18 protein-coding genes are annotated in these 18,288 nt (G+C 73.6%); 7 read left to right on the top strand and 11 right to left on the bottom strand.

From position 1 onward, the window contains the following. Both D476_RS0102745 and D476_RS0102740 read left to right on the top strand, forming a co-directional pair. Positions 1–350, top strand: a 350-nt coding sequence (locus tag D476_RS0102745) for a metal ABC transporter solute-binding protein, Zn/Mn family (RefSeq protein ID WP_017622456.1), incomplete at its 5' end; no start/stop codon positions are given. A gap of 246 nt (positions 351–596) precedes the next feature. Further along, on the top strand, positions 597–830 hold the full coding sequence (locus tag D476_RS0102740; RefSeq protein ID WP_017622455.1) for a DUF397 domain-containing protein: 234 nt from the start codon (positions 597–599) through the stop codon (positions 828–830). Positions 831–1,004: 174 nt separating this feature from the next. On the opposite strand, the gene D476_RS0102735 is transcribed toward D476_RS0102740, so the two are convergent. The 4 genes from D476_RS0102735 to D476_RS0102720 all read right to left on the bottom strand — a co-directional run bounded on the left by D476_RS0102735 (position 1,005) and on the right by D476_RS0102720 (position 4,860). Beyond that, positions 1,005–1,874: a helix-turn-helix domain-containing protein gene (locus D476_RS0102735; protein ID WP_017622454.1), complete on the bottom strand. Its 870-nt coding sequence runs from the start codon at positions 1,872–1,874 to the stop codon at positions 1,005–1,007. Positions 1,875–2,081: 207 nt separating this feature from the next. Next, positions 2,082–2,561 (bottom strand): ATP-binding protein, encoded by a 480-nt coding sequence (locus D476_RS0102730; RefSeq protein ID WP_017622453.1) that lies wholly within the window; start codon positions 2,559–2,561, stop codon positions 2,082–2,084. 361 nt (positions 2,562–2,922) lie between these two features. Beyond that, positions 2,923–3,684, bottom strand: a complete 762-nt coding sequence (locus D476_RS0102725) for a glycerophosphodiester phosphodiesterase (RefSeq protein ID WP_026123162.1) — start codon at positions 3,682–3,684, stop codon at positions 2,923–2,925. Positions 3,685–4,095: 411 nt separating this feature from the next. Then, positions 4,096–4,860, bottom strand: a complete 765-nt coding sequence (locus D476_RS0102720) for an amidohydrolase family protein (RefSeq protein WP_017622451.1) — start codon at positions 4,858–4,860, stop codon at positions 4,096–4,098. Positions 4,861–5,186: 326 nt separating this feature from the next. Here D476_RS0102720 and fabG point away from each other — a divergent pair, with 326 nt between their 5' ends. From fabG to D476_RS0102705, 3 genes are read left to right on the top strand one after another with little or no spacing between them, the layout of a single operon-like run. Further along, entirely contained in the window at positions 5,187–5,948 is a 762-nt protein-coding gene (fabG, locus tag D476_RS0102715) for a 3-oxoacyl-ACP reductase FabG (protein WP_017622450.1), read from the top strand. A gap of 37 nt (positions 5,949–5,985) precedes the next feature. After that, complete coding sequence (locus D476_RS0102710; RefSeq protein ID WP_017622449.1) at positions 5,986–7,191, top strand: acyl-CoA dehydrogenase family protein; 1,206 nt, start codon at positions 5,986–5,988, stop codon at positions 7,189–7,191. Continuing rightward, complete coding sequence (locus tag D476_RS0102705; RefSeq protein ID WP_017622448.1) at positions 7,188–8,372, top strand: acyl-CoA dehydrogenase family protein; 1,185 nt, start codon at positions 7,188–7,190, stop codon at positions 8,370–8,372. The genes D476_RS0102710 and D476_RS0102705 overlap by 4 nt, the downstream gene beginning before the upstream one ends. 441 nt (positions 8,373–8,813) lie before the next feature. Here the strand turns inward: D476_RS0102705 and D476_RS0102700 are convergent, their stop codons facing one another. From D476_RS0102700 to D476_RS0102670, 7 genes are all read right to left on the bottom strand, one after another. Further along, positions 8,814–9,848, bottom strand: a complete 1,035-nt coding sequence (locus D476_RS0102700) for a threonine aldolase family protein (protein WP_017622447.1) — start codon at positions 9,846–9,848, stop codon at positions 8,814–8,816. 43 nt (positions 9,849–9,891) lie between these two features. After that, the gene (locus tag D476_RS0102695; RefSeq protein WP_239648578.1) at positions 9,892–10,839 is read right to left on the bottom strand and encodes a class A beta-lactamase-related serine hydrolase; all 948 of its coding nucleotides are present in this window, start codon (positions 10,837–10,839) and stop codon (positions 9,892–9,894) included. Between the two features lie 328 nt (positions 10,840–11,167). Continuing rightward, positions 11,168–11,779 carry a CbiQ family ECF transporter T component gene (locus D476_RS0102690; RefSeq protein WP_017622445.1) on the bottom strand — a complete coding sequence of 204 codons (612 nt, stop codon included), beginning with the start codon at positions 11,777–11,779 and terminating at the stop codon, positions 11,168–11,170. Further along, entirely contained in the window at positions 11,776–12,495 is a 720-nt protein-coding gene (locus D476_RS0102685; RefSeq protein WP_017622444.1) for an energy-coupling factor ABC transporter ATP-binding protein, read from the bottom strand. The genes D476_RS0102690 and D476_RS0102685 overlap by 4 nt, the downstream gene beginning before the upstream one ends. Continuing rightward, complete coding sequence (locus D476_RS0102680; protein ID WP_026123161.1) at positions 12,492–13,142, bottom strand: biotin transporter BioY; 651 nt, start codon at positions 13,140–13,142, stop codon at positions 12,492–12,494. Before D476_RS0102680 ends, D476_RS0102685 begins: the two co-directional genes overlap by 4 nt. 213 nt (positions 13,143–13,355) lie before the next feature. Then, the gene (locus D476_RS0102675) at positions 13,356–13,616 is read right to left on the bottom strand and encodes a hypothetical protein (protein ID WP_017622442.1); all 261 of its coding nucleotides are present in this window, start codon (positions 13,614–13,616) and stop codon (positions 13,356–13,358) included. A gap of 997 nt (positions 13,617–14,613) precedes the next feature. Further along, a complete protein-coding gene (locus D476_RS0102670; protein WP_017622441.1) occupies positions 14,614–15,675 on the bottom strand; it encodes a lactonase family protein in 1,062 nt (353 codons plus the stop codon). A gap of 233 nt (positions 15,676–15,908) precedes the next feature. Between D476_RS0102670 and D476_RS0102665 the strand changes: the two genes are divergently transcribed. Together D476_RS0102665 and D476_RS0102660 are read left to right on the top strand one after the other, a co-directional pair. Next, the gene (locus D476_RS0102665; RefSeq protein ID WP_017622440.1) at positions 15,909–17,366 is read left to right on the top strand and encodes a sensor histidine kinase; all 1,458 of its coding nucleotides are present in this window, start codon (positions 15,909–15,911) and stop codon (positions 17,364–17,366) included. A gap of 23 nt (positions 17,367–17,389) precedes the next feature. After that, positions 17,390–18,106 (top strand): response regulator, encoded by a 717-nt coding sequence (locus D476_RS0102660; protein WP_051061565.1) that lies wholly within the window; start codon positions 17,390–17,392, stop codon positions 18,104–18,106. The last annotated feature ends 182 nt before the right edge of the window (positions 18,107–18,288 follow it).

The following is an 18,288-nucleotide window of genomic DNA, read 5'->3' as shown; positions in this document are numbered from 1 at the left end:
CCGGGTGCGCCAGCCGCGAGCTGGTGGTCAACCACGCCGCCTTCGGCTACCTGGCCGACGCCCACGACTTGGAGCAGATCGGCATCTCGGGCCTGGACCCCGAGACCGAGCCCTCCCCCGCCCGCATCGCCGAGGTGGCCGACCTGGTCGAGGAGCACGACGTGAGCACCGTGTTCACCGAGACCCTGGTGAGCCCGGCGGTCGCCGAGACGATCGCGGACGAGGCGGGCGCCGAGACCGCGGTGCTCGACCCCATCGAGGGCATCACCGACGACTCCCCCGGCGACGACTACCCCTCGGTCATGCGCGCCAACCTGGAGACCCTGCGCAGCGGCCTCGGCTGCTCCTGACCCCCGGACCACCCGCCGCGCCCGCCCCGGGCGCGGCGCCCTCGGGCCCCGCCGAACGGCGGGGCCCGTTTTCGCGCAATCCCGAACCGGGGGATTGCACGTGCTTACAAGCCGCCTACATCCGGAGAAAGCACCCCGCGCAGCGGATGCACGTGCGCTATCCTGATCAAAGTACGGTGCTAATGCACGTGCATCGACACTTGCATAACACCGCGACACACAAGGTTGAAGGAGGAACGCAGCATCATGAGCGCGTACAACGGCATTCCCGCCACCGAGCTCACGGGCGCCGCCTGGCAGAAGAGCCAGCGCAGCAACTCCCGCGGCTCCTGTGTGGAGATGGCCAGGCTCACCGACGGCTCGATCGCGGTGCGCAACTCCCGGTTCCCGGGTGGACCGGCGCTGGTCTACACCCAGGCCGAGATCGACGCCCTGATCCTGGGCGCCAAGGACGGCGACTTCGACAACTTCCTGAGCTGACCCGCCCCTCGCGACGATCCGCGGCCTGACCCCGCGGGCCGCGGAGGGAGCTCCGGACGGCCAGAGCGGGGGACGGAGCTCTCGCTCCCCTCGGCCCCGCCCCGACGCACACCGGGGCGGGGCGTTCGCCTCTCCGCCCCCGTGGCGCCCCCGTGGCGCCGGTCCCGGCAGGCGCTAGAACTCGTCGACCATGTCCTTGAGGATCTCCTGCGTCTCGTTGGGCGGGCAGGCGATCACGCTGAGCTTCTCCATGGCCATGGTGTAGGCGTCGACCTCGGCTCGCTTGTCCAGGCAGAGCGAGCCGGTCAGGTGCTCGACGTAGACGATGTCGGACAGCTCGAAGTCGGGGTAGCGCAGGATGGAGAAGGACCCGGCCTCGGCCGCGTGCACCCCGGCGCTGAACGGGACGATCTGCAGCGTGATGTGCGGGTGGTCGCACAGCTCCACCAGGCGCTGCATCTGGCGGCGCATCAGCTCGGGCCCGCCGACGGGGCGCCGCACGGCGGCCTCGTCGAGGATGGACCACAGCTTCACGTTGGGCTCGTCGAGCCGCCGCTGGCGCCGCATGCGCACCTTGACGCGGTCCTCGGTGGCCTGGTCGGGCAGGCCGACGCCGCCGTTGATGACCGCGCGGGCGTACTCCTCGGTCTGCAGCAGGCCGTGGATGAACTGGGCCTCGTAGACCCGGATGCGGCTGGCCGCCTCCTCCAGGCCGACGTAGACCTGGAACCAGTTGGGCAGCGCCTCACCGTACTGCTGCCACCAGCCGGGCTTGTTGGTGTCCCGGGCCATCTGGCCCATGGTGCGGATGAGGTCGCGGTCGGCGACACCGTAGAGCAGGAGCAGGTCCTCCACGTCGCGCGCCTTGAACCCGACACGGCCCAGCTCCATGCGGCTGATCTTGGATTCCGAGCCGCGGATGTGGTGGCCGGCCTCGCCGCGCGAGATACCGGCCTTCTCCCGGTACTTGCGCAGCTCCGATCCGAGCAGCATTCGGCGCACGGTCGGGCCGGCGCCCTGCTTGATGCGCGCGATGCCGCTCATGACCGCTGCCTCCCCAGACGTGGCCGTCCGGCGCCGCCCTGTCGTCGGCCGCGCGGCGGCCGGGCGCCGTGGAACTCACTCCTGCATCCCCCCACGATAGCGCCGACGCGGACGCGTGTTCGGTCGGCGGCGGGTGGGACCGCTCTCACCGGAGGGGTGCGGCAGGGGTCAGTGCACGTCGGCGCGGTGGCGGCGGGAGGCGCGGGATCAGTCGAACAGCGCCCAGACGTACTTGCCGCGGGGCGGGACGGGCACCACGCCCCACTCTCGGGAAAAGCACCCGACCAGGTGCAATCCCCTCCCCGTCTCCAGCAGCAGGTCGGGTTCGCGGGGGGCGGGGACGCGGGCGGAGGGGTCCTGGACGGCGCAGACCGCTTGGCGGCCGCGGCGTAGGAAGCGGATGCGGATAACGTTCCCATATCCGTACGAGGCGACCTCCCCCGGGGTGCCGTGCCGGACGGCGTTGGTGACCAGTTCGGACAGGACCAGCTCGGCGTCGCCGACGAACCCGCCCATCCCCCAGACCCCGAGGACCCGGGCGCCGATCTCGCGCGCCGCGCCCGGCGCGCCGGGCGCGGCCGGAAGGTCGAAGGCGACGTCTCCGCGCCCGTGGGCGACCTCCACCGCGATGCTCGCGGGGGGCTCACCCGACCGCAGCGCCTCCGGCCACCAGGGGGCCGCGCCCACCCCTCCCACCGCACCTCCCGCCGGGGCCGTCTCCGTCCCGCCGCCCGGCAGTGCCCCTTCCCGTGACGGTCCGCTCACCGCGATCCCCTCGCAGTCGTGTCGAGTCCCGAGCTCCATGGCCGCTCCCGGCTGCGGACACCGGCTCCCGGCGGCCGAGGCGCTTCGCGCACGGCCCATATGCACGTGCATCTTCCTCATGCACGCATCCTAGGACACCGGGCGCGCCGGTTCAGGGGATTCCGATAGTTCATCCTCGTACTTTCTTCGGCGGCCGCGAAGCCCCAGGTGGAGGGGGCGGATCGGCGGCACGGCCGGGCTTTCCGGGGCCCAGGTCGGCCCGAGCGGGGCCGAGGCGTGCGCCTCAGGCGGCCAGGAGCGCCTCTCCGGCCACCCGGTCGGGGTAGTCGGTGATGATGCCGTCCACGCCGTCGCGCACCAGCCGCCGGATGGCCCCGGGGTGGTTGACGGTCCAGCCGAACATTCCCATCCCCTGGTCGTGGACCTGGCGCACATACGGGGCGGTGACCCGGAGGTGGTGCGGGTGGACCTGGCGCGCGTAGCGGGCCAGGCGGCGCAGCCCGATCCGCCCGTAGGGGCGGCCGAGGGCGGCGGTGCACAGGCCGGGGAGCGACTCGGTCAGCGCGCGCAGCACGACCCAGTCGAAGCTCTGCAGCATGAGGGTGCCGTCGCGGCGCGCGCCGCGCCAGTAGGGGTCCCGGGCGAGGAACTCCAGCACGCGCGAGCCCAGCAGCGGGTCGCGCCGCTGCACCTTCAGCTCGACGAGGGCGCCGCAGCCGTGCTGGCGCAGCACGTCGAGCGCCTCTCCCAGGGTGGGCACGCGCTGCCCGGCGTAGCGGTCGGAGAACCAGTACCCGGCGTCGAGGCTGCGGATCTCGGCGAGGGTGAAGTCCTGGACGCGCCAGGGGCGCCGCCCCGGGAAGCGCAGCGCGGCGTCGGTGGTGCGGGCCAGCGTGGGGTCGTGCACGACGACGAGCTCCCCGTCGGCGGTGCGGCGCACGTCGATCTCGGCCATGTGCGCGCCGAGCCGCGGCGCGGCCTCCAGGGCGGCGAGCGTGTTCTCCGGCGCGTACGCGGAGGCGCCCCGGTGCGCGACGACGATCACCGCCAACCCACCCCCGACCTTCTCCGCACAACCGACCGATCGACCTCGTAGCGTAACGATACCCGGATTACCGGCCGATTTTCGTCACTGCACGTAGTCACCAGCGACCCCTACCGCCTCGGTGGTGCCAGCCCCACGGGTGCGGTGGGGGACGCCCCTCCGTGCGCCCGGACCGGGTGGGCGGGCGCCATCATACTGCTACCGAAAGTAATTGGAGGCGAACGCGCAGTTTCGGGCGCGGGACGCGTGGGCCACCCCCCGGCAAGGGCGTGGCGGAGCCTCCGCGCACGCCCGTCACGCTCGGTGACGATCGAGGGCCGGACGGCCGGGACCGGCCGCTGCCGCGCGGTCCGGTGCGGCCCGGCCCGGATGTGGGGGTGGGGCCCCTACGGGCCCCACCGTGCGGCGCCGTCAGGCCACGTGCGCACGGGAGGCGATGCCGTAGAACTCGCGGGCGTTGGTGGACAGGGCGCGCTCGGCCAGGTCGGCCCCGAGGGCTTCGGCGACCAGGTCGGCGTCGGAGTCGCGGAAGGGGCGGTCGGCCCGGGTCGAGGGCAGGTCGGTGCCGAACATCAGCGCGCCGGGGTTCACCCCGGCGATGGCCCGCAGCGCCTCGGGCACGTCCAGGTCGCCCCGGCCGAAACCGGTCGCCTTGACCCGTGCGCCGGAGGCGACCAGGTCGAGCAGGGCGGGCAGCCCTTCGGCGGACAGACCCAGGTGGTCCACGGCGACCCGGGGCAGCGGGGAGATCAGCGAGGAGATCTCCGGCAGCCTGCGGGAGTCGATGTAGAACTCCGAGGGCCAGCCGAGCAGGTCGGCGGCGCGCAGCCCGAGCTGGACCTGGGCGTCCAGGTCGCGGGCCATGCCCCGGTGCAGGTTGAAGCGGAGCGCCCGCACCCCGGCCGCGTGCAGGTCGCGCAGCTGGGAGTCGGAGGTGTCCGGCGGGAGCTGGGCGACGCCGACGAAGGTGGGCCCCATCTCCCGCAGCGCGGCCAGCAGGTGCTCCTGGTCGGTGCCCTGGTAGGACCCGGCGACCACGGCGCCGCCGGTGACGCCCAGCGGCGCGGTGCGCTCCCGGTAGTCCTGGACGGTGAACGGCTCGGGGGTGAATCCGTCGTTGGCCACCGTCGGGAATCGGGGGTCGATGATGTGCAGGTGGGCGTCGAACAACGCCATCGCCTTTCAGCCGGGGATGCGGTGCGGGCGGAACGGGGTGGCTGACCGCCCTGGCGCGGCCCGTCGGCGCGCGGGTCCGCCGCCTCCACCGTAGCGTCCGCCGTGTGCGCGACGCCGCACGAACGGGCCGCCCCGGCCCCCTGGGCCCCGGGGTCCGGGGCGGAAACCGGCCGTACCGGAGCCGATCCGCGCGGGGCGGGGCACCGCGGCGCGATCTCGGTCACGCCCGGCCCCACCCCCACATACCGCTCGGTCGGTCCCGCTCGGTAGGATCGCCCCGGATGTGTCCTGGACCACTCGACACCCGTTCCCACAAGGAGGTTCCCATGGCCGAGACCCCCCGCCGCGTCGCCCTGGTCACCGGCGGCGCCCGCGGCATCGGCGCCGCCACGGCGCGCCGCCTGGCCGCCGAGGGGCGCGCCGTCGCCGTGCTCGACCTGAACGAGTCGGACGCCCAGCGCACCGCCGAGGCCATCACCGCCGACGGCGGCGAGGCCATCGCGGTCGGCGCCGACGTGTCCGACGCCGCGCAGGTCGACCGGGCGGTGGCGACCGTCGCCGAGCGGCTGGGGCCGCCCGTCATCCTGGTGAACAACGCCGGCGTCATCCGCGACAACCTCATCTTCAAGATGAGCGAGGACGACTGGGACACCGTGCTCAACGTGCACCTGCGCGGCGCGTTCCTGATGACCCGCGCCGCCCAGGCGCACATGACCGAGGCGGGCTTCGGGCGCATCGTCAACCTGTCGAGCAGCTCCGCCCAGGGCAACAGGGGGCAGGTCAACTACTCGGCCGCCAAGGCCGGGATGCAGGGCTTCACCAAGACCCTCGCGATCGAGCTGGGCAAGTTCGGCGTCACCGCCAACGCCGTGGCCCCCGGGTTCATCGAGACCGACATGACGGCGGCCACCGCCGCGCGCGTCGGGATGGACTTCGAGGACTTCAAGAAGGCGGCCGCGGGCAACATCCCGGTCCGCCGCACCGGGCGCCCCGAGGACATCGCCAACACCATCGCCTTCCTCACCGGCGAGGAGGCCGGGTTCGTCTCGGGACAGGTCATCTACGTGGCCGGCGGGCCCCTGGACTGACGCACCGTCCCCACCCCAGCGGTCCCACGGAGGTTCCATGTCAACGGTCACCGAAGGGGCGGCGCTCGACGCCGCCGAACTGCGGCGGCGGGTCGCCGAATTCGTCGCCGCGCACGACCCCGCGACCACCGGGCAGAAGGAGTTCCTGGCCGCGCGCTTCGACGCCGGTCTCGCCTGGGTCCACTTCCCCGAGGGCACGGGCGGCCTGGGCGCGCCGCGCGCGCTGCAGTCCGTCGTCGACGACGAGTTCGCCCGCCTGGGCGCCGCCCCCGAGGGCCGCGAAGGGCTGGTGATCGGGCTGGGGATGGCCGCGCCCACCATCCTCGCCTTCGGCACGCCCGAGCAGCGCGAGCGCTTCCTCAAGCCGCTGTACACCGGCGAGGAGGTGTGGTGCCAGCTGTTCAGCGAGCCGGGCGCCGGGTCGGACCTGGCGGCGCTGGGCACGCGCGCGGTGCGCGACGGCGACGGCTGGACGGTCAACGGGCAGAAGGTGTGGACGTCCCTGGCCCACCAGGCGCGGTGGGCCATCCTCGTCACCCGCACCGACCCGGACGTGCCCAAGCACGCCGGGATGACCTACTTCGTCTGCGACATGCGGGCCGAGGGGGTCGAGGTGCGGCCGCTGCGGCAGATCACCGGCGAGGCCGAGTTCAACGAGGTGTACCTGACCGACGTGCACCTGCCGGACGACCTGCGGCTCGGCGAGGTCGGCCAGGGGTGGAAGGTCGCCCAGACCACCCTGATGAACGAGCGGGTGGCCATCGGCGGCCAGCCCGACCCGCGCGAGGGCGGGCTCATCGGGATCGTGTCCGGCATCTGGCGCGAGCGGCCCGAGCTGCGCACGGCGGGCACGCACGACGCGCTCATGCGGCTGTGGGTGGAGGCCGAGGCGGCGCGGATGACCAAGGAGCGGCTGCGCCAGCAGCTCGCCGTCGGCCAGCCCGGCCCGGAGGGGTCGGCCGCCAAGTACGCCTTCTCCCGCCTGAACCAGGAGATCTCCGGCCTGGAGCTGGAGCTGCTGGGGCAGGAGGGGCTGCTCTACGACGACTGGACCTTCCGCCGCCCCGAGGGGGTCGGCTTCGCCAAGCGCGACGCCGGTTTCCACTACCTGCGCAGCAAGGGCAACTCCATCGAGGGCGGGACCACGGAGATCCTGCGCAACATCATCGCCGAGCGCATCCTCGGGCTGCCCGGCGAGCCCCGGGTGGACAAGGACGTCGCGTGGAAGGACCTGCCGAAATGAGCGCTGACGGGAACGCCGAAGGGAACGAGGCCGCGGTGGACCTGCTCTACGGCGAGGTCGAGGAGGAGCTGCGCGCCAGCGTGCGGGCGCTGCTGGCGGACAAGTCGCCCGCCGAGGCGGTGCTCGCCCGGGTGGAGACCGACCAGGTCGCCGACGGTGCGCTGGCCAAGGAGCTGGCGGGGCTGGGCGCGGTCGGGCTGCCGGTGCCCGAGGAGTTCGGCGGAGCCGGGGCCACCTGGCGGGAGGCGTCGGTGGTCGCCGAGGAGCTGGGGCGGGCGGTGGCGCCGGTCCCGTTCCTCGGCAGCGCGGTGCTGGCGACCTCGGCGCTGCTGGAGGTCGCCGCGCTGGCGGAGAAGGGCAGCACCGGGGTGGAGGCCGACACCGCGGCCGCGCCCGAGGCGCTGCGCTCCCTGGCCTCCGGCGACGCGTGGGGCTCCCTCGCGGTGCCGCTGGCCACGGCTCCCCCGTCGGGGGCGGCGTTCCCGGCGGTGGTGCGCGCCGAGGGCGGCCGCCTGACCGGGACGGTGGGCGGCGTGGTGGACGCGCTGTCGGCCGACGTGCTGCTGGTGCCCGCGCTCGGGCCCGGCGGGTCGGAGCTGTACCTGGTGGAGGCGGCGGACGCGGACGTCACGGCGTTGACCACGCTGGACCTGACCCGCCCGCTGGCGGACGTGGGGCTGGACGGGGCGCCGGGGCGGCTGCTGGCGTCGGGCGAGGCGGCCGAGCGCGCGGTGGCCCGGGCGCTGCGGACGGGTGCGGCCCTGCTGGCGGCCGAGCAGCTGGGCGCGGCGGAGTGGGCGCTGGAGACGACGGTGGCCTACCTGAAGACCCGCACCCAGTTCGGGCGTCCGGTGGGGTCGTTCCAGGCGCTGAAGCACCGGCTGGCCGACCTGTGGGTGTCGATCACCCAGGCGAGGGCGGTGGTGCGCGCGGCGGCCGACACGGCGGGCCAGGAGAGCGAGGAGGCGCGGATCAACGCGTCGATGGCCCAGGCGTTCGTGTCGGGCGTGGCGGTGAAGGCGGCGGAGGAGGCGGTGCAGCTGCACGGCGGCATCGGTTTCACGTGGGAACACCCGGCGCACCTGTATTTGAAGCGGACCAAGAGCGCGGCGATCGCCCTGGGCACGGCGGACCGGCATAGGGCGCTCCTGGCGGAACTGGTGGAGCTGCCGTCGGCGTAGGGGGTGTTGGTGCTCCTGCGCTGAGGAAGGCGACGGTTGCGAGGGCGTCGGGCTGGGGAGGGTGTTCTCTGGCCCGGCGCTTTCGTGAGACAGGGGGTGAGCGATTGAGGACAGGACCTGTCCATGAGGGGCGCGTGGCTGGTTGCTTTTCGGTAACGCCCCACAAGGACGCAGGTCAGTAAGAGTGCGCCCCGCAAGCGCGGGGATGGACCTACACGGGGCGCCCTGTGCCGGCGCCCCGTGACGTGCGCCCCGCAAGCGCGGGGGTGGACCGGCGCCCACGTCGCGTAGGGTCCGGTAGAACTGGTGCTCCCCGCAGCCGCGGGGAGGGCTCCTCGGAACCGAGCGGCAGGAGCAGGCACCGGAAACCCCCGCAGGCGCAGCGCCGATCACACGGATGGGGGACCGCCTTCCGGCGGTCCCCCATCCGTTTACCTCGGCTCAGGCGGCCAGCGCCTCTGCCGCCTTGGTGATCCTGGCTGCCGCCTCGGTGATGTCGGCTTCATCGACGTCCAGGTGCACGACCATCCGGACCGTGTCCGGGGCGATGGCGATGCAGCCCACCCCGTGGGCGCCCGCCAGCTCGGCCAGCTTCGGGGCCTCGCCCGGCTCGGTCTTGGCGATCACCATGTTCGTCAGGGCCTCGGCCGACAGCCCCGGGGCCGCGCTCAGGGACGCCGCCAAGCGCTCCGCCCGCGCGTGGTCGTCGACCAGGCGCTCCAGGTGGTGGTCGAGCGCGTACAGGGCCCCGGCCGCGATGATGCCCGCCTGGCGCATGCCCCCGCCCAGCAGCTTCCGCGCCCGGCGCGCGCGGCGGATGGTGTCGCGGTCCGACACCAGGGCGGCGCCGACCGGGGCGCCCAGCCCCTTCGAGAAGCAGACGGTCACCGTGTCCGGGCCCGCCGCCGCTTCGGCGAGGCTCACGCCCAGCGCCGTCGCCGCGTTCCACAGCCGCGAACCGTCCAGGTGTGCCTTCAACCCGTGCTGGTGCGCGAACGCGGACACGCGCGCCTGGCCCTCCAAGGGCATGACGCGCCCGGTGAAGGTGTTCTCCATGCAGACCAGCGCCGGCTGGGCGCGGTGCACGTCGTCCGTCCCCTTGATGAGGCGCTCCAGCCACTCCTGAGGCGGCGTGCTGTCCGGCCCGGAGAAGGTCCGGGGCAGCAGGCGGGACAGCACCGACGTGCCGCCCTGCTCGTTGCCGAGGATGTGCGCCAGCTCGTGCGCCCAGATCTCGTCACCGCTGCGCCCGGCCAGGTACGCCGCGATCTGGTTGGCCATGTGCGCCGAGGGGGTGTAGAGCGCGGCCTCCCTCCCCAGGAGCTCGGCGGTCCGCTCCTCAAGGGCGAGGACGGTGGGGTCCTCCTCGAACACGTCGTCGCCGACCTCCGCGTCGGCCATGGCGCGGCGCATCCCGGGGGTGGGCCGGGTCATGGTGTCCGAACGAAGGTCGATCTCAAGCGCGGTTGCGGGCATGGGCGGCTCCCGTTCCTTCACGACGGATACCCGATCACCCTAGTCAGGCGCTCCCGACGGGACCGCGCGGGGCCTGGCGGGCGATGTCGGCGGCCAGCGCGCCCACCACGGTCTCGGCGACGTGTTCGGTGCACTCGACGCCCGACCCGTAGCCGGGGTGGCCGGAGGAGAGCACCGCGACGAGGTAGGTGCGCCCGTCGTCGGCGACGATCCGGCCCGTGCTGTTGACCGCCCAGCGGCCGCCGTCCGACTCCACCGGCACCCACCCGTTCTTGAGCTCGGCGCCGCCTCCCCGGTCGGCGGCGGAGACGCCCCAGGCCTGTTCCGGGGCGACGGCGGAGAGGAACCCGCGCGCGGTCTCCCGGTATTCGGCGGCCATCGGGCCCTCACCGGCGTAGATGGCGCGCAGCAGGGTGAGGCGCTCGCGTGCGGTGGTGGAGGCGAGGCCCCACCGGCCGCCCAGGCGGTCCCCGGCGCTGGTCAGGCCGAGCCGGTCACGGCCCTCCTGGAACCCGACGTACATGCCGATGCGCTTGAAGAGGCCGTCGGCGGCGTCGTTGTCGCTGTAGCCGATCGCGGCTTTGGCGAGCGAGCGCTCCGCCTCGTCGAGGGGACGCCCTTCCGCCTGGGCCTGGAGGAGGAGAATGGTGAGGACGTCGAGTTTGACGACGCTTCCCGGAGTGAACGGTTCTTCGGAGCGGTAGCCGAACGCCGCACCGCTCTCCAGTTCGACGACGGCGACGGAGAAGTCCCCGTGGATCTCGGCGCGGTAGGCGTCCAGTTCCCGGACGAGGTCGCCTTCGGTGTCGGCGGCGAGGGCGGCCTCGCCGCCTTCGGGAGCGGGGGAGCCCGGAGCACGCCACGGTGGCTCGAACACCGACGGCGTGGAGGACTCCGGCGCCCCGGTGTCCGCGCGCGCGGGCGGAGGGTCGAGGGCGGCGGCCATGGGGCCCGCGAGCACGGCTGCGGCCGCGACCGCGGCCCATCTCAAGGCCGTTTCGCGACCGGGCAAAAGGCGGGCGATCCCCCGCGACAGCGCATAATCCATGGCGTAGTAGTGCCAATGCTGGCACGTCCGACAGTTGCCGATTCCTACCTGCTCATATCGATTGCGCTAACTTCGGCGCCAGACGTGCCCGTCCCGCAGGCGGCCCGGGGCGTCCGCCCCTGGCGCGGTGGTTCTCGGATCAGGTCCGTAGGGGCACCGGTGGCGTCATGCGCCCCGGGGAAGAGCCGGTCAGCGCACTGTCGACCGATGAGAACGCGTCGCGGGCCGCGCCTGGGCGCCGCGCAGTAGAGCCCGAGCGGAGAACCACGCCCTAGTCGACCCCGCGCGCGGTCATCGCCTCTCCCATCGCCTCGGCCGTGCGGATCATGCCGACGATGACCGGGACGACCGTGAGGTGGGGCCAGGCGGGCAGGCCGCGCGCCGCGCAGGCGTCCCGCGACTCCTGCCAGGCCGCGGCGACCATGGGCACCGAGCGGACCGTCAGGGCGAGGACGAGCGCGACGCGGTCGGGGCGCACGCCGAGCGGGGCGAGCGGGCGGGCGAGGCGCTCGAACAGGTCGAGCATCGCGCTGACGCGGGTGGTGAAGGTGACCAGGCCCGCCGCGAGGACGGCGGCGACCAGGAGCAGACAGACGCGGAACGCGGCCCGGGGGTCGCCGGTGAGCGTCTGGAAGAGCGCGATGACGGCGAGGAACGGCAGCAGCGGCAGGAGGAGGCGGAGGGGGCGGCGCAGGCCGAGGCCGGAGGCGGGGTAGGCGGCCAGGCAGGCGAGGGCGGCGGCGGGGGTCGCCACGAGTCCGGCGCGGTGGTCGTCGAGCACGACGAGGACGGTGACGAGGGCGAGGAGTCCGAGGAGCTTGGCCCCGGCCGGGAGGCGGTGCAGCACCGACCGGCCGGGGACGAAGAGGCCGAGGACGTTCACGCCCGCTCCCCTTGGTTCGACGGCTCCATGCTCGCCGCCCGGGCGTCCATCAGGGCGGTGTAGTGGGCGGTGGCCTCGTCCGGGGCGCCGTCGAACACGACCCGCCCGCCGTCCATGACCAGGACGCGGTCGAAGCCCTGGAGCATGTCGAGCTGGTGGGTGAGCAGGACGAGCCGCTGCGGCAGCGAACGGAGGGTGCGCTCGATGACGCGGGCGTTGTGCATGTCGAGCAGCGTGGTGGGCTCGTCGCATACCAGCACGTCGGGTTTGGTGACCAGCACCGAGGCGAGCGCGAGCATCTGCTTCTGGCCGCCGGAGAGCAGGTGGGCCGGGTGGTCGCGGTGGTCGAGCAGGCCGTGGCGGTCCAGCACGGCGTCGACCCGGGTCCGGGTCTCGTCGGCGGTCAGGCCAGCGCGGCGCAGGCCGAGGGCGACGTCCTCGGCGACGGTCGGCATGAGGATCTGGGTGGAGGCGTCGGAGAAGACGAAGCCCACCCGGCGGCGGGCGGCGCGCGGGTCGCGGCGGGTGTCCCGGCCGTCGACCCGCACGGTGCCCGAGTCGGGGACGACGAGTCCGTTGAGGGTGCGGGCGAGGCTGGACTTGCCCGAGCCGTTGGCGCCGATGATCCCGATGCGGTGTTCGGTGAGGTCGAGGCTGATGCCTCGGAGGACGGGACGGTCGCCGTAGGCGTGGGAGACGTCGCGCAGCTCGATCATGCGCGCGGGTGCTCGGACTCGGCGTCGGGGCCCGCGGCGTTCTCGGCGTCGCGGTCGCCCGTGACCCGCCGCCCAGCGGGCGGGACCGGGTAGGCGCGGTGCACGGCCGCGGCGATGGCGGCGGCGAGGACGGCCTTGGCGAGGTCGCCGGGGAGGAAGACGCCCGCGCCGATGAAGCCCGCGAGGAGGGTGTCGCCGAGGTAGAGGGCGCTCCAGGGGACGCCGACGAGGTAGATGGCGCCGATGCCGCCGACGATGTTGATCAGGAAGCCGCCCCAGAAGCGGTAGCGGCGCATGAGGGTCTGGGTGAGCAGGCCGATGACGAGGGCGCCGACGACCCAGCCGAGGAGGTAGCCGCCGGTGGGGCCGAGGAAGGGCTCGATGCCGCCGCGCCCGCCGGGGAGGAGGGGGAGCCCGGCGAGGGTGAGGGCGAGGAAGGTGAGGATGGAGAGGGTGCCGCGCTTGGCGCCGAGGATGGCGGGGGCGAGCATGACGCCGAGGGTCTGGAGGGTGATCGGCACCGGGCCGACGGGGATGGCGAAAGGCATGCTCAACGCCGCGAGAAGGGCCGCGAAGACGGCGACGAGCGCGAGGTCACGAGCGGTGAGCCCGCGGTAGCGAACAGCCTGAGCAGGGGATTCGGCCATGGATGAGTCCTCGGGTCAGGGGGCGCCCGGGGAGGGCGCCGCGTTGATGGGGACGCAACCCATTGTCCGGTTTGTCGCCTTGAGTTCCCCTTGTGCCGAGCCACAGGGTTTGGAGTCGGGGGTTTGTCGGCCCCCTCACTGGTGCGGATGAGAGAGGTGGGATGGTTCCGGAGCCCGATCCACCCGCCCTTCCCTGCTCTGGGAAGGTGGCAGTCAGATATTGCGGCGGATGGAGATGACCCGCAAGTGCTCCTGGTACAGGCTCACCACCGCGATCCGGCTCCGGCCGAAGTGCAGAACCCCGTGGTAGAGCATCGGTCCGGAGGCATCCGGCATGTAGGGATCGGCGACCGAGTATGGATCGTCGGCGACCGCGAGTCGGTTCAGCCCGAGGGTGAGCTCGGCACGCTCACTGAGCGGCAGCTCCTTCAGCGCCATCAGCGCGCGGGGCTCGAACGTGATCGGACGCGGCACCGGGGGGCTCCTCGTCAGGTTCGGGAGGCGGTGGGCCGAGGTGCTCGTTGAGCTGCCGCAGCAGGTCCTCAGCGCTGTCGGCGTGGAAGGTGACGGACCCCGGGGGCGGCGGGGCACCCCGCATCATGCGCCCGTATGAGGCGTACACGGCCTCGATGGTCTCGGGGTCGGTGTCGTGGTAGGGCGTACGGCCGTCGCTCACGGTCGACCTCCTCGCAGTGCGTGGCTTCCAGGGTAAGTGCGGTCGTCCATCGGCGTCAGTCATGGCGATAGCGGTGTGGATATCCGCCTACATGGCGGGGGCGATGGACCACCCCCGCAGTTGCGGGGAGCACGCATCCACGGCGTCACAGCCGCCCAGATCGCGAGGTCCATCCCCGCAAGTGAGGGGAAACGGAGTCACGGACTGGGACCCCAAGCTGCTCCTCGGTCCATCACCGCGATGGCGGCGAGCACGGCGGGGGGATCGCCCGAGGGCTCAGTGTGGCAGGTCCATCCCCGCGTTTGCGGGGAGCACGAGGACCGCTGCCCCCAGCACCCCACCGACGTCGGTCCATCCCCGCGTCTGCGGGGCTCACGGATTTCGGCGACGCCCAGACCGGGCCTTCGTCGGTCCATCCCCGTGTATGCGGGGCGTACCCCTGGACTCCGCCCGTCGTCACAGCCACGGCCGGTCCATCCCCGCGTTCGCGGGGCGCACCCGTCGCCGCCTGGCACACCGTCGTCGAGATCCGGTCCATCCCCGCGTTCGCGGGGCGCACCACCGGCATCGTCTCCGGCGACATGGCGCGGGCGGTCCATCCCCGCGTTCGCGGGGCGCACGGGTACGGGGTACTAGCCGGAGACCTCAACCACGGTCCATCCCCGCGTTCGCGGGGCGCACTCTTATTGACCTGCGTCGTCGCGGGACGTTATCAAAAAGTGATTCGCCTCGCCTCTATTGCGGACAGGATCGGTCCCTCTCTCCTCGGGCTCCTGAGGTGACCTCATCTGGCCCCTACTCCCCCACCGGCAGTACGCATGCCGGGTCGGGGATGGACAAGCGATGGGCGGCCTCCTGGGCCACTCCGTTCTCGTCGATCGGCATGCTCGTGATCGTTCCGCTCTTCTGGTTCGCGACCACGATGTGGTCGCCCATCACCGCGAAGTGGCGGGGCCACTTGCCACCCGTCGAGGATTCGCCCAACGGGCGCAGCGACGCGCCGTCCTCCTCCACCGCGAAGGTCGTCACCGTGTCCGGACCCCGGTTCGCCACGTACAACCGGTCTCCGGACGCCGAGAGCGCCACCTCACTCGGGTAGACGGCCGCCGCCTCCCCCTTGAACCGGGACGCGTCGAACGCGCCCAGCGACCATGCCGACGCCTTGTCCCGCTCCCACTGGAGGACGTGCACCCGCGCGTCCAGTTCCCCCGACACGTACAGGACCCCCGCCGGATGCACCGCCATGTGCCTCGGCCCGGTCCCCGGGTCCAGGCGCACGGGCTCCAGCGCCGCGCCCACCGGCTCCGGATCGTCCGCGTCGAACGGGTGCACCCGCAGCACATCCGCCCCCAGGTCGGCGATGAGCAGGTGCCGTCCGCCGGGCGCGATCGCCGTGCTGTGCGCCCGCGGCCCCTCCTGGCGGCCGGGGACCGGCCCCGACCCCTCCCCCTCCAGGAGGGCGACGGCCGCGCCGGGAGCCGCGTCCCCCTCGATCGAGTGCACGCTCACCGACCCGCTGAAGTAGTTCGCGGCGATCACGTGCTTGCCCGCCGGATGCACCAGCACATGGCACGGCGCCGCGCCACGGGTCGGGGCCTCCCCCAGCGTCACCGACGCCCAGCCCTCCCCGGCGGCGAACCAGGACAGGGCCCCCTCCATGCGCTCGGACACCGCGTACACCTTGCCGCCGTCCGGGTGCATCGCCAGGAACGACGGCCCCGCCGCCTCCACGGCCGCACCGCCGCCGCCGAGCCGCCCGCTCTCGGTGTCCATCCACGCGAGGTACACGCCGACGCCGCACCCCGCCGGCTCGGAGTCGCGCGTGTAGGTCCCGACCCAAAGCAGCCTCTCGCCCATCCGCTGCGCCTTTCCTTCCCCTCGGCGGTCCCCGTGCACGACCGAGCATCGCATGGCGCGCCGATGCCCCACCTGGTACGGGTCGGGAATGCTTCGACGCCCCCAGTCCGGTGCGGCGCCGGGCGGCCGCGGTCCTCATCGGCCCCCTCGGCCCCGCCGGTCCCCACCTGCGGAGAAGTCTCCTTACTTTCGACAGGTGACGCCGGTGATCACCGCTGGCTAGCGTCATCGGCATGCACCTGTCCCGCCTCCGCGTCCCTCCCGGCCACGCCGCGCTCGCCTGCGCCGCACTGGCCGGGCTCGCGGCCTGGTGGTGGCCGCCGTCGCTGCTCGCCCTCCCCGTGGCCGCGCTCCTCACCGGCCGCCTCTCCCCCGACCCCCGCCCGGCGGCCGCGCTGTACTGCGTCGGCACGGCCGCCTGGGCGCTGCGCTTCGTCCTCGCGGGGGAACCGGTCGGCATGTGGGTCGTGGGCGGCGGGCTGGTCCTGCTCACCCTCCTGCTCCCGTGGCTGGTCGGCCTGTACCTGCGTAGCGCCGCCGCCCTGGAGCGGGCGGGCTGGGAGCGCGCGCGGCGCCTGGAACGCGAGGCCCGCCTCGTCGCCGAGCGGGCCCGCATGCGCGAGCGGTCCCGCATCGCCCAGGACCTGCACGACGCGGTCGGCCATGAGCTGAGCCTGCTGGCCCTGCGCGCGGGCGGCCTGGAGATGGCGTCCGACCTCTCCGAGGAGCGGCGGGGGCAGGCGGCGGAGCTTCGGGAGGCGGCCGGACGGGCCGCCGACCGTCTCGTCGAAGCGGTCGGCGTCCTGCGCGACGACGCCGCGCCTGAAGCGCCGCCGCTCGGCCCGCTCGGCGACGGGGAGGCCGCGCTCGACGACCTCGCGGAGCGCGCGCGGGCATCGGGGATGGATGTGGCGCTCACCGACGGCGGCGCCCTGCGCGATGTCCCGGTTCTCGTCGAGCGCGCCGCGCACCGCGTCGTCCAAGAGGCGTTGACCAACGCCGCGAAGCACGCACCGGGCGCCGCCGTGCGCGTCTCGGTCGAGAGCGCCCCCGGCGCGGTAACGGTGCGGGTGCACGACTCCGGCCCGGCGGCCGACGCGCCCGCCGCCGAAGCGCCGAGCGGAGGAACCGGGCTCGTCAGCCTGCGAGAGCGGGTGCGGCTGGTCGGCGGCGTCCTGGACGCGGGCCCCGACGCCGCCGGGGGCGGGTGGACGGTGACGGCGCGCCTTCCGCTTCAGGCGCCGGAGGCTCTCGCGGTGCCAGGCGCATGGGAGGGCCGGTCGGAGAGATCCGGCGGTGGCGGGGACGCGGCCGACACCCACCTCCGGCGCGCCCGGCGCCGCGCCGGGTGGGCGGTCGCGGCCGCCGTCGGCTTGCCCCTCGCCATGATCGCCGCCGGGTACGCCGCTTCGATCGCCTTCACCGTGTACCAGGCGAAGACCGCCACCCTGGAGCCGTCGGTCTTCGCGGCCCTGGAGCCCGGCCAAGCGCGCGCCGAGGTGGAGGACTCCCTGCCGGAGAGGGACCTGTACGACGGCCCCTTGGGGAGCGGAGGGCGTCCCGCCGACCCGGACGGCCTGGAGTGCGTCTACTACCGCTCCGACGACGAGGTCTTCGGCGGGGGCGGAGAGCGCTACCGGCTGTGCTTCGATGATGAAGAGCTGGTGTCGGCGGAGACGGTGGGGCGGTGAGCGAGGGCGTGGACAGGCCGGGAGTGATCCGGGTCCTGCTGGTGGACGACGAGGCGATGATCCGCGCCGGGGTGCGCTCGATCCTCGACGCGGACACCGGCGTGGAGGTGGTGGCGGAGGCCTCCGACGGGCGCGAGGGGGTGGACCTGGCGCTGTCGCACCGCCCCGACGTCGTTCTCCTCGACATCCGGATGCCGGGGATGAACGGGCTGGACGCGGCGGCCGAGATCAAGCGCGCTGCGCCGGGCCTCGGGGTGGCCGTCCTGACGACCTTCGGCGAGGAGGAGTACGTCGCACGGGCCCTGTCCGAGGGCGCGGACGGGTTCCTGCTCAAGACCGGCGACCCCCGGGAGCTGCTGCTGGGCGTCCGGGCGGTGGCCGACGGCGGCGCCTACCTGTCCCCGAAGGTCACGCGGCGGGTGCTGAACCGGATGGACCACGACCGCTCGATGGGCCGCCTGAGGGCGCGGGAGAAGCTGGCCCGACTCACGGAGCGCGAACGCGAGGTCCTGGCGCTCCTGGCGGCGGGGATGTCGAACAGCGAGATCGCCCGGCGCCTGTTCCTGGTGGAGGGGACGGTGAAGGGCCACGTGAGCACGATCCTGACCCGGCTCGGAGCGCGGAACCGGGTCGAGGCGGCCGTCATGGCCCACGAGGCGGGGCTGCTGCAGGGACATCAGGTGCCGAAGGGGCCCACGAAGGAGAGTGGGAACGGCCATAGCGCCGATCCAGGCCATTGATTCCGCCGCCCCGGCCCTGTCCCCGGCCCCGTCCGCAGTACGGGCGCACACTCGCCCCCGCTCACCGAAAGATCGGGCGGGAATATTACCAGTCCCGTCCGCTTCCGGGAAGCCTGCTGCTCCGGCCGACTTTATGGCAAGTGGCGCACCTAGGGCGTGTTGATTGGATCATGACCTACTGC

Origin of the sequence: Nocardiopsis chromatogenes YIM 90109, from assembly GCF_000341185.1 — a bacterium.
Classification (GTDB): domain Bacteria; phylum Actinomycetota; class Actinomycetes; order Streptosporangiales; family Streptosporangiaceae; genus Nocardiopsis_A; species Nocardiopsis_A chromatogenes.
This window is presented reverse-complemented; position numbering and strand designations above follow the sequence as displayed.

Excerpts from the sequence above, each read along its gene's own strand:
- D476_RS0102740 (WP_017622455.1), top strand. The coding sequence starts at position 597 with ATGAGCGCGTACAACGGCATTCCCGCCACCGAGCTCACGGGCGCCGCC.
- D476_RS0102735 (WP_017622454.1), bottom strand. The coding sequence starts at position 1,874 with ATGAGCGGCATCGCGCGCATCAAGCAGGGCGCCGGCCCGACCGTGCGC.
- D476_RS0102720 (WP_017622451.1), bottom strand. The coding sequence starts at position 4,860 with ATGGCGTTGTTCGACGCCCACCTGCACATCATCGACCCCCGATTCCCG.
- fabG (WP_017622450.1), top strand. The coding sequence starts at position 5,187 with ATGGCCGAGACCCCCCGCCGCGTCGCCCTGGTCACCGGCGGCGCCCGC.
- D476_RS0102710 (WP_017622449.1), top strand. The coding sequence starts at position 5,986 with ATGTCAACGGTCACCGAAGGGGCGGCGCTCGACGCCGCCGAACTGCGG.
- D476_RS0102705 (WP_017622448.1), top strand. The coding sequence starts at position 7,188 with ATGAGCGCTGACGGGAACGCCGAAGGGAACGAGGCCGCGGTGGACCTG.
- D476_RS0102700 (WP_017622447.1), bottom strand. The coding sequence starts at position 9,848 with ATGCCCGCAACCGCGCTTGAGATCGACCTTCGTTCGGACACCATGACC.
- D476_RS0102685 (WP_017622444.1), bottom strand. The coding sequence starts at position 12,495 with ATGATCGAGCTGCGCGACGTCTCCCACGCCTACGGCGACCGTCCCGTC.
- D476_RS0102680 (WP_026123161.1), bottom strand. The coding sequence starts at position 13,142 with ATGGCCGAATCCCCTGCTCAGGCTGTTCGCTACCGCGGGCTCACCGCT.
- D476_RS0102670 (WP_017622441.1), bottom strand. The coding sequence starts at position 15,675 with ATGGGCGAGAGGCTGCTTTGGGTCGGGACCTACACGCGCGACTCCGAG.
- D476_RS0102665 (WP_017622440.1), top strand. The coding sequence starts at position 15,909 with ATGCACCTGTCCCGCCTCCGCGTCCCTCCCGGCCACGCCGCGCTCGCC.